This window comes from Aminobacter sp. P4_D5 (genome assembly GCF_056401815.1).
Genome location: NZ_JBFUIP010001090.1, coordinates 1 through 584 on the forward strand (window position 1 = coordinate 1; position 584 = coordinate 584).

Consider the following 584-nt stretch of genomic DNA (forward strand, 5'->3'; position numbering starts at 1 on the left):
GGTGCGCATCGTGGTCCCCTTCGCTGCCGGCGGCTCGGCCGACGTGCTGGCGCGCATCACGGCCCAGGCGCTATCGGTGCGCTGGAACCAGCCGGTGGTGATCGACAACCGCCTCGGCGCCGGCGGGCATATCGGCGGCGAGAACGTCGCGCGCAGCCCCGGCGACGGGCACACGCTGCTGCTCGGCAGCATCGGCATCCACGCGGCCTATACCGTCTATCGCAGCCTGCCCTACAGCCCCAGGGACGAGCTGACGCCGGTCACCATGCTGGCGGAATTCCCGAACGTCATCGTCGTGCACCCCTCGGTGCCCGCGCAGAATCTCCACGAGCTGGTGGCGCTGGCGCGCGCGGCGCCCGGCACCATCACCTTCGGCTCCGCCGGCAACTCCACCTCCACGCATATGGCGGGCGAGCTCTTCATGCTCGTCACGGGGCTGCGGCTGATCCATGTGCCCTATCGCGGCWCCTCGCAGGCGCTGAACGACGTGATGGCCGGCAATATCAACATGATGTTCGAGAACCTGCCGACCATCCCGCCCGTCGCCCGCGATGGCCGCGTCCGCCCGCTCGCCATCACCAGCG

Annotated in this window: 1 protein-coding gene; it reads left to right on the top strand. The window is 70.2% G+C overall.

The features are described 5' to 3' along the window. Positions 1 to 584: Bug family tripartite tricarboxylate transporter substrate binding protein (locus AC1DWF_RS36825; RefSeq protein WP_476843370.1), on the top strand; the 584-nt coding region annotated here is incomplete at both ends.